The organism is Paenibacillus sp. FSL H8-0315, assembly GCF_038005365.1.
GTDB classification, from domain to species: domain Bacteria; phylum Bacillota; class Bacilli; order Paenibacillales; family Paenibacillaceae; genus Paenibacillus_AQ; species Paenibacillus_AQ odorifer.
In genome coordinates this window covers 974,669-987,344 of the sequence record NZ_JBBOTA010000001.1, presented here as the reverse complement: position 1 = coordinate 987,344, position 12,676 = coordinate 974,669, and the positions used below count along the sequence as shown (strand labels likewise).

11 protein-coding genes are annotated in these 12,676 nt (G+C 46.1%); all 11 read left to right on the top strand.

The window, feature by feature from the left end; all coding sequences use genetic code 11:
- The first annotated feature begins 123 nt into the window (after positions 1-123).
- The 11 genes from MHB56_RS04270 to MHB56_RS04220 all read left to right on the top strand — a co-directional run bounded on the left by MHB56_RS04270 (position 124) and on the right by MHB56_RS04220 (position 12,530).
- On the top strand, positions 124-1,281 hold the full coding sequence (locus MHB56_RS04270) for an ROK family transcriptional regulator (RefSeq protein ID WP_076218480.1): 1,158 nt from the start codon (positions 124-126) through the stop codon (positions 1,279-1,281).
- A 28-nt stretch (positions 1,282-1,309) separates the two neighbouring features.
- Positions 1,310-2,314, top strand: coding sequence for an asparaginase (locus MHB56_RS04265; protein WP_076281469.1), 1,005 nt, complete (start codon positions 1,310-1,312; stop codon positions 2,312-2,314).
- 89 nt (positions 2,315-2,403) lie between these two features.
- Positions 2,404-4,008, top strand: a complete 1,605-nt coding sequence (locus MHB56_RS04260; protein WP_076129894.1) for a glutathione ABC transporter substrate-binding protein — start codon at positions 2,404-2,406, stop codon at positions 4,006-4,008.
- Positions 4,009-4,120: 112 nt separating this feature from the next.
- Positions 4,121-5,044 (top strand): ABC transporter permease subunit, encoded by a 924-nt coding sequence (locus MHB56_RS04255; protein WP_036689023.1) that lies wholly within the window; start codon positions 4,121-4,123, stop codon positions 5,042-5,044.
- A 147-nt stretch (positions 5,045-5,191) separates the two neighbouring features.
- Positions 5,192-6,022, top strand: a complete 831-nt coding sequence (locus MHB56_RS04250; protein ID WP_370510612.1) for an ABC transporter permease — start codon at positions 5,192-5,194, stop codon at positions 6,020-6,022.
- Positions 6,023-6,035: 13 nt separating this feature from the next.
- Positions 6,036-7,037 carry an ABC transporter ATP-binding protein gene (locus MHB56_RS04245; protein ID WP_076183115.1) on the top strand — a complete coding sequence of 334 codons (1,002 nt, stop codon included), beginning with the start codon at positions 6,036-6,038 and terminating at the stop codon, positions 7,035-7,037.
- Positions 7,034-8,026, top strand: a complete 993-nt coding sequence (locus MHB56_RS04240; RefSeq protein ID WP_339244159.1) for an ABC transporter ATP-binding protein — start codon at positions 7,034-7,036, stop codon at positions 8,024-8,026. The genes MHB56_RS04245 and MHB56_RS04240 overlap by 4 nt, the downstream gene beginning before the upstream one ends.
- 41 nt (positions 8,027-8,067) lie before the next feature.
- A complete protein-coding gene (locus MHB56_RS04235; RefSeq protein WP_341143311.1) occupies positions 8,068-9,507 on the top strand; it encodes a leucyl aminopeptidase family protein in 1,440 nt (479 codons plus the stop codon).
- Positions 9,508-9,531: 24 nt separating this feature from the next.
- A complete protein-coding gene (locus tag MHB56_RS04230; protein ID WP_341143310.1) occupies positions 9,532-10,224 on the top strand; it encodes a copper homeostasis protein CutC in 693 nt (230 codons plus the stop codon).
- Positions 10,225-10,252: 28 nt separating this feature from the next.
- Entirely contained in the window at positions 10,253-11,203 is a 951-nt protein-coding gene (locus tag MHB56_RS04225) for an ROK family protein (RefSeq protein WP_076304850.1), read from the top strand.
- Positions 11,204-11,252: 49 nt separating this feature from the next.
- The gene (locus MHB56_RS04220; RefSeq protein ID WP_076281537.1) at positions 11,253-12,530 is read left to right on the top strand and encodes an alpha-L-fucosidase; all 1,278 of its coding nucleotides are present in this window, start codon (positions 11,253-11,255) and stop codon (positions 12,528-12,530) included.
- Positions 12,531-12,676 lie beyond the last annotated feature (146 nt).

Here is a 12,676-nt window from a genome sequence, read left to right as displayed (position 1 = left end):
AGAAACTAAATTAAAATTTAAATCAAAGAATACATTATCAGCGCTTTATTTGCAAATAATTTCTTGTTTTTGTGGTTTATTAATCCAATTAATGCACTGGAGAAAATAATTAGGAGAATGCCCGTGAAAAAGCACGATCAGGATTTTATGAAGCGACAAAATCGTTTAACGGTTTTCGAAATTATAAAAAATCAACAACCGATTTCTCGCGCTTCTATTGCTAAACAGACTGGTATGAGTCCTACGACTGTAAGTCGAATTGTCGGAGAGTTGACGGAGGAAGGATATTTACTCGATTCAGAGCAGGTATCATCAGGATTAGGTCGGAAATCAACGTTAATAGGTATGATGGACGCTTCTGTATTATCGGTTGGCGTTGAACTGGATCGCAGTCTTATGTCTATTGGAATTGTGGACTTACAAGGACAGCTTATCTGCAGTAGTCAATTTCCCCGTACACCAGACGAAAGCCCGGATCGAACGCTGGAACGGATTCATGAAGCCATTGAGCAATTGTTCCAGCAGCATGTGATTGACAGAACACGTATCGTGGGTATTGGCGTTGGACTTCCCGGCATTGTGAATAACGAAGAAGGAATTGTTGTCTTCTCTGTTCAGCTAGGATGGAAAAATGTGCCGTTAGCCAAACGCTTGAAAGAGCTGACAGGTTTTGAAATCGCTGTGGACAATGAGCTGAAAGTAAGGGCTCTTGCTGAACATCTTAAAGGAGCTGCAGTCGGCTCCAGCCGTACGGCATTATTGGGTTTCGGTCAAGGCGTGGGCTCTGCGATGATTCTCGAGGGAGAGATCTATCGAGGTGTGATGAACAGTGCGGGTGAAATTGGGCATACGACAGTGGATCCTAACGGAATGATGTGTGAGTGCGGCAAAGCGGGCTGTTTACAGACCTATATAAATATCAGTTCTTTATTATCTGAAGCTAATCGGATTCGCCCGATCCGTACGATTGAGGAGTTATTCGCAGCAAAACATGCAGGAGAACAATGGGCGATTCACTTGATCGACCGTGCACTCATGTATATGGCCATCACCATTAATAATGTCGTATGCATGTATAACCCCGACAGCGTGATTTTAAGTGGAGAACTCGTGGACAAATTCCCGGATATATACGAAGAAGTTGAGCAGCTGTACCTCTCGCGCTTTACCTGGGAGCCGCTTCGTGGTTCCTTTACGATTCATCGCTCGTTGCTGAATGAGAAGGGTGTAATTATTGGATCGGGACTTTTATCGCAGAATCGATTTTTTGCCTTAGATTAAATTAACTACTGCTGGGGAGGTTGTACAGATGGGATTTACAACATTGGTAGAAGAATATCGTGGTGGCCTGCTGGAGAATGTGCATTATGGTGCAGTTAGTGTAGTTGATGAGAAGGGCAACATTTTGTACAAAGCAGGCGATCCGGAGCATATGACTTATCTTCGCTCTGCTGCTAAGCCATTCCAAGCTTTGCCGGTAATGAAACGCCGGATCGATGAAGTATATGGTTTGACAAGTAAAGAAGCTTCGCTGTTTACCGCTTCACACCGGGGAGAAGCCTTCCATATTGAAGCGCTTGAAGCTCTTTTTCAGAAAATGGGATTAAAAGAAGAGTCACTACATTGCTGCTCTACATACCCGCTGAATGAAGAAGCCAAAGCAGAACGTCACCGGGCAAATGAGCCCACTCGTAAAATCTTTCATAACTGCTCAGGCAAACATGCAGGGTTAATGGGCCTTAGCAAATATATGGGTTGGGATATAAACACTTATTACGATCCTAACCATCCTGTACAACAGGAGATTCTTGAGATGATGGCTTATATCGCTGAAGTTCCCAAAGCGTCCATCCCGCAAGGTATTGATGGCTGTGGACTTCCTATCTTCGCACTTCCGCTTCATAAAATCGCTTATTCCTATCTAAAGCTAGCGTGTCCCGATTTAATTGAGGATACGGATATACGTAACGCAGCCGCTGCCATTGCAAAACTTATGAACGATAACCCGGTTATGATTGCTGACACGAAATTTGTATGCTCAGAGCTCCTGAAGGATGACAATCTGACGGCTAAGGGTGGAGCAAAAGGGGTATACGGTATCGGACTCCGTAAGGAACGAATGGGTATATCACTGAAAGTATCCGACGGATCAGAACAAGTCTGGCCATGTATTATCGCATCGATTCTAGAACGTATTGGTTACAGCAATCAAGACACAATTGATCGCCTATATGCACTCGTGCCTAACACGATTGTTAATGATGGCGGTACTGTAGTCGGCGAACGCCGTGCTGTATTTCAATGGGAGATCTAGAGCATAAGGTCAAGAATAATCTTCAAGTTTGGTGATTAATCGGACTAGAAGCTTTTCTAATACATCGTTTGAATAGGGGAGTGTAAAAAATGAAAGCAAAAGGAAAAGTATGGTCAATGTTCATGCTGCTGCTTATTACAGTAGTAGTGACTGCAGGGTGCGGCAACAAAGCGAGCAACGAGGGACAAAAAGGCAATACTGCTGGTGGAACTGAAACTAGCACCCCAACTACAAAGAATGATAAAGACATTGTAATTGCCATCAATTCTAACTTTATTACGCTGGACCCTCATAACGCAAGCGATACGCATTCAATCAGCGCTGCCAGAACGATGTACGAAGGTCTGATGGGTTTTGACGAGAATATGAACGTGGTTCCTGTTCTTGCCGCAAGCCATTCCATAAGTGAAGACGGGTTGGTCTACACGTTTACGCTGCAAGAGAATGTTAAATTCCAAGACGGTACTGACTTTAATGCTGAAGCGGTTAAAGTAAACATCGCCCGTATTCAAGATGAGAAGAACAATCTGAGACTGCGCAAAAGCTTCGCAAAGGTAGCGAAAGTGGAGACTCCTGATGCTAAAACCGTGGTTATTACACTCAGCGAGCCGTACAACGCATTTTTAAATAAAGTAGCTATGGCACCAATTATTAGTCCGAAAGCTTTAGAAGAAAATGGCACCGATATTTCAAAAAATCCTGTAGGGACGGGTCCATTTAAGTTCAAAGAATGGGTGCAAGGCGACCGCTTGGTTGTCGTTAAGAACCCTGATTACTGGCAAGCGGGGTTGCCAAAAGTGGATAGTGTGACCTTTAGACCTGTACCAGAGAATGGATCACGGATAGCCATGCTAAAAACCGGCGAGGCGGATTTCATTTATCCAATGCCAACGGAGCAAGTATCTGAGGTTGAAGGTCTTGAAGGAATTACTGTAGATACCATCGATTCGACAATTGTCCGTTATGTAACGTTAAATACGATGAAAAAACCTTTTGATGATGTGAAGGTACGTCAAGCCATTAACTATGCTATCAATAAAGAAGCTTATATCAAAGTTGTGAAATCGGGTCTTGGTGCTAAGCTTGATTCCACGATGTCTTCCAAAACACAATACTATTCCCCGCAAACAGGTTATGACTATGACATTGAAAAAGCTAAACAATTGCTTGCTGAAGCAGGTTATCCTGATGGATTCGAAACCGAAATTTGGGGTGAAAATGAATCCGAAACTATGAAGGGTATGCAATTTATTCAGCAACAGCTAGCACTTGTAGGGATTAAGGTAGACGTGAAATCCATGGAAGGCGGCACGTTGTCCGACCAAATTAACTCTGCTAAGACACCAGAAGAAGCGAAAATTCAAATGTGGTATGTCAGCTGGTCTCCGTCTTCTGGTGATGCAGATGGTGCAACCAGAGGGTTGTTCAGTAGTGAAATGTTCCCGCCTGCTGGCTCAAATACAGCCTATTACAAAAATGAAAATGTAGACAAATGGATCGCTGAGGCGAATAAATCTGTTGATCCAGAAGCGGCTAAATCCATCTATGGCAATATTCAAAAAACAATTTGGGAAGATGCTCCATGGGCATTCATGGGCGTCGACCAAATCATCTCAGGCAAAAGATCGTATCTGGAAGGAGTTAAGGTCTTCCCGGATGGTTCCATTAATGTCCTGAATGCAGAAGTGAAATAATGCTAAACAAACGTTAGGTTTAATATCCCAAGAAATGAACGAGGCCGCTTCTGTAGTATGGTGGGAAGCGGCCTCACTAAATCATTTGTCGATACTGAAGGGGGCTTATGAGTTGGGTAGATATGCTTTACAAAGACTCCTCGGGGTTATTCCGCTGTTGTTCATTGTATCGGTGCTTGTCTTTTTGTTTATTCACTTAATCCCAGGCGATCCAGCCCGACTTATTGCCGGTAAAGATGCCACGCTTGAAGAGATTCGTGGAATTCAGGAGCAGCTGGGTCTCAATCTGCCTTTGTGGAAGCAATACATAAACTACATGGGTGATCTGCTAAGTGGGAATCTGGGCAATTCGATCCGTTCAGGGATCCCGGTTACTGACATGCTGGAAAGCAGAGTAATGCCTACGTTGTGGCTGACTTTTCTTAGTATGGCCTGGGCTCTAATTATTGGTCTTCTAATTGGCGTGGTTTCAGCCGTTTATCGCAATCGGTGGCCGGATCATTTAGGGACGTTGACAGCCATTTCAGGGATGTCTATTCCTGGATTTTGGTTAGGCTTGGTACTCATTCAAATTTTCTCGGTAGAGCTTGGTTGGTTTCCAACGGGTGGTGTTGATTCCTGGAAGTCCTATATTCTTCCTTCCATTACACTCGGGATGGGGATTATGTCTATGTTGGCCCGTTATTCTAGGTCATCTATGCTGGAGACTCTTCGGGAGGATTATATCCGTACAGGACGTGCAAAAGGCTTACGCGAGTATGTTGTTATCGGCAGGCATGCGCTGCGCAACTCTTTGATTCAGGTGGTTACCGTAGCTGGACTTCAGTTTGGGTTCCTGCTCGGCGGCTCTGTAATGGTTGAGACGGTATTCAGTATTCCGGGTCTTGGCAGGCTGCTAGTAGACTCCATTTTGTTCCGGGATTATACAGTCATTCAAGCCTTACTGCTTCTGTTTGCTACACAATTTATTCTTATCAATCTATTAGTAGATTTATTGTATGGCGTACTTAATCCGAAAATAAGGTTTTCTCAGTAGCTAATGCGACTAAGAAGCAGAATTTCAATAGATTTATAGGGTGAATTTAGGATCAGGAGGGATATCATGAGTGACAATTCGGCGGTGATGGGAGCAAAATCTCCATTACCCGGAGAGGTACTGGCCCCGGAGAAAACAAAAGGCCGTATGGGTGTTTTTTTACGTAAGTTCAGTAAACAAAAGATGCCCCTTGTGGCCGCATTTTTTATTATATTGCTATTCCTAATTGCAATTTTCGGGCCATTTCTGACCCCGTATAATCCTGATGAACCAAACTACGATGCTCTTATGGCAGGTCCTTCTGCTGCACATTGGGCCGGGACAGACGAATATGGCCGTGATATTCTAAGCCGTCTGATTGATGGTACTCGCTTAACCTTAGCGGTCAGTCTCAGTTCCGTCTTAATCGCAGGTGTACTTGGAACTATCCTAGGTCTGTTAAGCGGATATTATGGCGGTTGGCTAGATCGGATAATTATGCGTGGCAGTGATGTACTATTTTCTTTTCCTGACTTGCTGCTTGCCATTGGGATCGTCGCCATTCTCGGTCCGGGTCTATCCAACGTTGTTATCGCAGTTGCAGTTTTTGGTACTCCATCGTTCGCCCGAATTATTCGGAGCGTAACGCTGTCTGCGAAAGAAACATTGTTTGTGGAAGCGGCTCGTTCCATGGGAGCGAAGCATCGCCGGATTATTTGGCGTCATATTTTTCCTGAGACCGTGCCCAGCATTATCGTTAATCTATCCATGAAGATTGGCGGAGCGATCTTGGCCGCTGCTTCATTGAGCTTTCTCGGAATGGGTGCAAAAACAACAGAGCCCGATTGGGGCGCAATGTTAAGTATGGGACGTGATTATTTAAGTATTGCTCCACATATCGTTTATTTTCCGGGGATAGCCATCTTTTTAACAGTACTTGCATTTAACCTGGTCGGGGACGGACTGCGTGATGCTCTTGATCCCAAAATGAAAAACTAAGGAGGGACAAGACATGACTCAACATTTGTTGGATGTACAAGGGCTGAAAACGGAGTTCAAACGCGGCGGTGGAAGTATAACTGCGGTTGCGGGGGTAGACTTTGCTATTAAAAAAGGCGAAGTGTTAGGCCTGGTTGGTGAATCTGGTTGTGGCAAAAGTGTAACCTCATTATCGATCATGCGGTTGCTTAAAGATACGCCGGGCAGAATTTCTGAAGGTTCTGTGCGTTTTGAAGGAAAGGATTTGACGAAGATTTCTGAGAAGGAGATGCGCCAAATCCGGGGAAATGATCTGGCAATGATTTTTCAGGAGCCGATGACCTCTCTTAATCCAGTGCTGCGGATTGGGCTGCAATTAACAGAGCCGATTAGACTGCATTTGGGTTATGGACGCAAGAAGGCTCGTGAGCATGCGATTCATATGTTGCGGCTTGTAGGTATCCCTCGCGCAGAGGAATTAATCGATGAATATCCGCATCAACTATCCGGCGGGATGAGACAGCGGGTTATGATTGCAATGGCCATGTCTTGTCATCCAAAGCTGTTGATTGCCGATGAACCCACGACCGCACTCGATGTAACGATTCAAGCGCAAATTCTTGATCTGATGAAGCAGTTGAAAGATGAACAGGATATGGGAATGCTGCTCATTACCCATGATCTTGGAGTAGTTGCCGAATTATGTGACCGGGTAGTTGTTATGTATGCAGGTCGTGTGGTGGAAGAAGCCTCTGTTCAGGAGCTGTTCGCCAGACCGCAACATCCGTATACCAGGGGATTGATTCAATCGGTACCTAAGCTGCGCCAGAATGTACATCGCTTGGAGTCTATAAAAGGGAATGTGCCAGACCTTTCACAAATGCCTGCCGGCTGTAAGTTTGCGCCACGCTGCGAATTTGCCATGGAGCGTTGTCTGTCGCAAGAACCTGAGCTACTTCCGATTGAGGGGCTAGAGCGCAAAAGCCGTTGTTGGCTTACACAGCAGGAGGACACGGAAGGAGCGGGATGTTTATGAAAGAGACTCCATTAATTGAGGTTAAGGGTTTGAAGAAGTTGTTTTCTGTGAAGAAGGGCTTCTTCGGAACGACTAAATATTTACACGCCGTTGATGGGATTTCATTCGCCATTCGTAAGGGAGAAACGTTCAGCCTTGTAGGTGAAAGTGGCTGTGGGAAATCGACTACGGGCAGACTGGTGACCCGCTTACTGGAACCCAATCATGGAGAAGTATGGTTTAAGGGACAAAATATTAGCCATATCACAGACAACCAGATGCGGCCTCTGCGCAAAGATATGCAGATGGTGTTTCAAGACCCTTATGCTTCACTTAATCCCCGCATGAAGGTGAAGGATCTTGTCGCCGAACCCCTGCTTATTCATACAAAGCTGTCCTCTAAAGAACGGGATAAACTAGCTTGCGAACTGCTAGAGACCGTTGGATTGAACAGTTTCCACGCCGAGCGATTCGCGTTTGAGTTCAGCGGTGGACAGCGGCAACGGATTGGGATTGCCCGGGCTCTGTCCGTTCGCCCAAGTCTAATTGTGGCGGATGAACCCGTGTCAGCGCTGGATGTATCGATTCAGTCCCAAGTGTTGAATCTGTTACAGGACTTGCAGGAGGAATATGGCCTGACGTATTTATTCATCTCTCATGATCTCAGTGTGGTCGAGCATATTAGTGATCGAATTGGGGTTATGTATCTGGGTTCTCTTGTGGAGACGGCTGATAAGGATACATTGTATGACCGTCCCTTGCATCCTTACACCCAAGCGCTGCTATCTTCAGTTCCCGTGCCCGATCCAAGCTTGAAGAAGGAACGCATTATTCTAAAAGGGGATCTTCCAAGTCCCGTTGATCCGCCGACGGGCTGTCGTTTTCATACAAGATGCCCTTCCTGTATGGAAATCTGTAAGCAACATGTGCCTGTATTCCGGGAAGTTGAACCAGGTCATGAGCTCGCTTGTCATCTGTTTGATGAAGAAATGTTGAAACTAGAACGATAATTTAAAATGTGAGTACACTTTACGGAAAAGAAGGGACAGCTATGAATATCTTGTTCGATTCCGCTAATGGGGCGGATACGCTTATCTACTTAGCCTATGAAGAGGAGGCTTTTCCTCTTCGGCTGGGAGAAGCTCACAAACAGAGTGGCAGTGTGACATGGTTATATGCTCGCTCTGAGGAAGAGTCCGATGTGATAGCTATTGGAATGGGAAAACGCCGGGCTCTTACGCTTGAGAAAGTTCGCCGAGCAGCGGGATCTGCCGCCCGTACAGCCCTAAGAGAAGGAAGAAATTCAGCTTCATTTGTTCGTAGGACAGCAGAAAGTAATATTTCCGCTGCGGATGAGCTTCAAGCATGGATTGAAGGCTGGCTTCTCGGATTATATCGTTTTCAAACCTATCGTGGTGTTACTAAAATAGACATTTCAGTTGATTTGCTGCTCCAGACAGCTGATTGGCCTGAACTGACTAAGCTTGAACTGGAAGTTGTACTAAGTACTGGCCGCATGCGCGCTGAAGGAGCAGTGGTTGCTCGCGATCTGGTGAATGAGGTGCCCGGGACTCTAAATCCGGATCGGTTCGCAGAATGGATGGTCGAATATTTCGAGCGTGATAACGCAGCAGTGAAAGTTCATGTCTACCGGGGGCAGGAGCTGGTTGACCTACAGATGAATGGGTTGCTGGCGGTTGGAACTGGCAGTAAACACTCCCCAGCCCTCGTTGAAATTCGCTATGAGAGTAACCCTGAATTGCCAATGCTGGCATTGGTGGGTAAAGGTGTTACCTTCGATTTGGGTGGGATGAATGTTAAGACCGCAAGTGATATTAGCGATGCACGTATGGACATGGGTGGCGCAGCAGCTGTTCTTGGGGCGCTGGATATTTTAGTGCGGAATCAAGCTCATGTAAATGTGACCGCGTTGATCCCAGTTGTTGATAACGTACCAGATGCTGAAGCAATGCTGCCATCGTCTGTTATACACTATCCTAATGGGCTGACGGTTCAGGTTGCAAATACGGATGGCGAGGGGCGGCTTATTATCGCGGATGCTCTTATTCATGCAGCAAATATCGGGGCAACTAAGGTCATTGATATTGCAACACTTACTGGAAATGTTGGCGCAGCGTTAGGATTAGGTATCGCCGGCATATGGGGTGATGGAGAGATGACGCAGAGCCTCGTCGAAATCGGTGAGCGCAATGGAGAACGACTGTGGCCCATGCCGCTTATGGATGAATACGAAGTCGATCTTCGAAGCAATTACGCTGATCTGCGCAACGTTAGTACTTCACCTTTTGCAGGTGCGATTACAGCAGCGCTTTTTATACGGCGCTTTGTAGCGGAATCGCTGAGCTGGGTCCATATTGATATGGCTGGGACGGTTCAGTACAAACAGGATGTGGGGTATTCAGAAGCTGGAGCAACGGGCTATGGTGCTCGACTGCTCGCTGATTATGTTATGAAACAGGCACAACAATAACAACCGGAAGAGTGGAGGAAAGTTATGAGATTGGAAGTCATCGCTACTTGTATGGACGATGCTTTTACAGCCGAAGCGAATGGGGCTAACCGCCTGGAGCTCATTACTGCGATTACGGAAGGCGGATTAACACCAGGGATAGGATTGGTGCAACAAGTTGCCAAATCGGTTAACATTCCTGCGTTTGTTATGGTTCGCCCGCACAGCCGTTCTTTTTGCTATTCAAAGTATGACATTTTGACCATGGCAGCAGAGATAAAGCAAATTGCAGCCAGCGGTGCGGCGGGGATTGTGCTTGGTGCGTTAACTCCGGAAGGGACTATCGACGAGCGAGCGCTTGAAACATTATTGCCGTTGACCGAGGGATTGCAAGTAACCTTCCACCGTGCTTTTGATGAGTTGAAGGATCAAATAGAAGGTTATCGAACGCTTTGTAAGTATCCGCAAATTACGCGTGTGCTCACTTCTGCCGGGCCAGGTCCGGCACCTGAAGCTATTCCTGCTATGCGGAAGCTAGTCGAGGAATCAAAGGGTAAATCGGTAAGTATACTGGCTGGAAGCGGTCTGAAGCCGGAAGGTATTACTTCATTTATACATCAGACTGGAGTAACAGAAGTACATTTTGGGTCGGCTGTACGTTATGACAAAGACGCTTTGTCGCCAATCGATCCAGCAGCCTTACGGGCGTTAGCGGAGAGTATTCATTCTAACGGCTAATAATAGATAGTGAAAAGGTGAATGGGTTATGCAGAAGGTTGAGAGCTACGTAGTTGGAATCGATTTAGGAGGCACAAAAATTGCCGCAGCATTGTTTGATTCAAAGGGGACCGTGTTGAAACGGGAATTGATGGAAACGGCTGGGGCACGTACCGCTAAAGAAGTGGTGCAGCGAATGATCGATATGATCCGCTCCGTATCCGAAGGGCGACCACTCACAGGAGTGGGTCTGGCTTCTCCCGGAGCTGTAAATAGCCAGGACGGGATCGTTATTCACGGCACCAATCTTCCGGAGTGGGATAATGTTCCACTGAAGTACTGGATGGAGTTGGAGCTAGGCGTTGAAGTAAAGGTAGTGAATGATGCGAACGCTGCGGCTTGGGGCGAGTATGTCCGAGGTGCTGGCAAAGGTGCAGACAACATGGTTTATGTTACCTTTAGCACAGGGATTGGAGCAGGTATCGTCATTGACGGCAAGCTGCTTCTTGGCAAAAATTCATTTGCTGGTGAACTAGGTCATAATATTATTGACCCGAACGGAACGGAATGCAGCTGTGGAAGATTCGGCTGCTGGGAAGTTTTCGCTTCGGGCACAGCGATTCGGGATATGGCGCTGCGAAGTATGGAGAGCAGACCGTCGATGATTACGGAACTGGCTAATATAAATGGAGAAAAAATTACTTCGCGGCACGTATTTGAAGCCATGGCACTTAACGATCCCGTGGCCGTCGAGGTTATTGACCGGAGTATTCATTATATGGCACTAGGTCTAGCCAATGCAGTACATACGTTCAATCCTGATCGGATCGTGATCGGTGGAGGCGTGAGTAAGGCTGGAGATTTGTTATTCCCTGCACTGGTGGAGAAGACGGAGCTATTTGTCATGGATCCTTATAAGGGTACTTTTACAATTGAACCTGCCGCGCTCAAAGACGATGTAGGCCTAATTGGAGCAGCTGCATTATTTCATACCGCTTAGGTGGAGTGAATGATTGATCACAGCTTTCATTAACGGAGGAGTTGGAGAGATGGGTACAAGAGAAGAAAGAACGAAATGGTTCTTACAGGATAGGTTCGGGATGTTTATCCATTGGGGATTATATTCAATTCCTGCTAGAGGGGAATGGATACGCGGCAACGAGCGGATGAGTAGAGAGCATTACATGACGTATTTCGATGAATTTGACGCCTCTCGATATGACCCGAAGAAATGGGCAAGTGCAGCCAAAGCTGCGGGTCAGAAATACGCTGTGCTTACGACCAAACATCATGACGGGTTCTGTCTGTTCGATAGTAAGCTGACTGATTTCAAAGCGACTAATACGCCCGCTGGGCGTGATCTAGTGCGGGAATATGTAGACGCTTTCCGTGCTGAAGGGATTGCAGTAGGTCTATATTACTCTATCATAGACTGGCACCATGAGGATTATCCCGGATATGGAGATAAGGCACATCCTGATCGGGATAACGAAGCGGTCAAAGATAAGCCGATTGATTTCGATAGATACTTGGAGTATATGCATGGGCAAGTAAAGGAACTGCTCACCAATTACGGTAAAATCGACATTATGTGGTTTGACTTCTCCTACGATAATATGACAGGGGAGAAGTGGAAGGCGACGGAGCTTATCCGGATGATTCGTTCCATACAACCTGATATTATTATCGACAATCGATTAGGTGGCAATATTCGTGCGGCAGAACCTGAGGAGTATGCTGGAGATTTCTTCTCCCCCGAGCAGATCATTCCGCCTGGCGGCATTGTTGACGTAAACGGCCAATCCATCCCTTGGGAAGCCTGCATTACCCTGAATGACAACTGGGGTTATCATTCCGAGGATAAGAATTATAAATCGACCAAGCAAGTCATTCGTACGATGGTCGAATGTATCAGTAAGAATGGTAACCTGCTCCTCAATGTTGGACCAGATGCTAAAGGTGAAATGACACGGGAATCCCTGGTTATCCTTGACGAAGTTGGGGAGTGGATGCGCCTTAATGGAGATAGTATTTATGGATGCGGGAAGTCTTCGCTACCTAAGCCAGAGTGGGGACGTTATACGCAAAAGGGCAATAAATTGTATGCGCATGTCTACGACCGTGGAATTGGCCCGATCTATTTCCAAGGCTTGAAAGGGAAGATTAATAAGGCTAGATTACTACGTGATGGTACCGAGCTAAAGGTGGAGGTGCCGTGGATGGCTGAGGAATATTCGGATGTTGACGGTGGAGCTTTTATTACATTAAAAGGCGCGATGTTACCTGATGAGATGGATACGGTTATCGAGCTTGAACTATTTAATTAAATCAGAAGGAGTTGTCCCATATGCCCTGAATGGCTGCTGAGACAACTCCTTTTTTTCGTATTCTTCGCCAACATTTGCACATACGAAACACCTATCGGACACAGATGACTCTAAACCCAGAAATATCGCACTTTTGGGATGCCAAC

Excerpts from the sequence above, each read along its gene's own strand:
- MHB56_RS04265 (WP_076281469.1), top strand. The coding sequence starts at position 1,310 with ATGGGATTTACAACATTGGTAGAAGAATATCGTGGTGGCCTGCTGGAG.
- MHB56_RS04260 (WP_076129894.1), top strand. The coding sequence starts at position 2,404 with ATGAAAGCAAAAGGAAAAGTATGGTCAATGTTCATGCTGCTGCTTATT.
- MHB56_RS04250 (WP_370510612.1), top strand. The coding sequence starts at position 5,192 with ATGGGTGTTTTTTTACGTAAGTTCAGTAAACAAAAGATGCCCCTTGTG.
- MHB56_RS04245 (WP_076183115.1), top strand. The coding sequence starts at position 6,036 with ATGACTCAACATTTGTTGGATGTACAAGGGCTGAAAACGGAGTTCAAA.
- MHB56_RS04240 (WP_339244159.1), top strand. The coding sequence starts at position 7,034 with ATGAAAGAGACTCCATTAATTGAGGTTAAGGGTTTGAAGAAGTTGTTT.
- MHB56_RS04235 (WP_341143311.1), top strand. The coding sequence starts at position 8,068 with ATGAATATCTTGTTCGATTCCGCTAATGGGGCGGATACGCTTATCTAC.
- MHB56_RS04230 (WP_341143310.1), top strand. The coding sequence starts at position 9,532 with ATGAGATTGGAAGTCATCGCTACTTGTATGGACGATGCTTTTACAGCC.
- MHB56_RS04225 (WP_076304850.1), top strand. The coding sequence starts at position 10,253 with ATGCAGAAGGTTGAGAGCTACGTAGTTGGAATCGATTTAGGAGGCACA.
- MHB56_RS04220 (WP_076281537.1), top strand. The coding sequence starts at position 11,253 with ATGGGTACAAGAGAAGAAAGAACGAAATGGTTCTTACAGGATAGGTTC.